Origin of the sequence: Legionella nautarum (genome assembly GCF_001467895.1) — a bacterium.
Classification (GTDB): Bacteria; Pseudomonadota; Gammaproteobacteria; order Legionellales; family Legionellaceae; genus Tatlockia; species Tatlockia nautarum.
Genome location: NZ_LNYO01000025.1, coordinates 1 through 287, shown reverse-complemented (window position 1 = coordinate 287; position 287 = coordinate 1). Strand labels below are relative to the sequence as shown.

The window sequence follows — 287 nt, the reverse complement described above, 5'->3', positions numbered from 1 at the left end:
ACGTTTACCGACCTACAAATTCCTGGGGTTTACTTGTTACTGGGGTAAAACGCGAAATGGGTACTGGCGACTAAAATTTAAAAGTCGTCGTGACCGATTTAGTGCCAAACTCAAGGAAATTAAACAATATCTGCGGGAAAATCTGACGGCCAAGGAAACCAACGACATTCTTTACAGAGTAAAGTTAATTGTCAGGGGATGGGTTAACTATCACGGCATTTCGGACAATAAAAGACGAGTAAAATCATTCATTGATCTCTGTAAAAGAAGTTTATTAAGTTGGTTTA

General features: G+C 38.7%; 1 protein-coding gene. It reads left to right on the top strand.

The features are described 5' to 3' along the window. On the top strand, nt 1-287 hold a 287-nt coding region (locus Lnau_RS16260; protein WP_274520290.1), incomplete at both ends, for a group II intron maturase-specific domain-containing protein.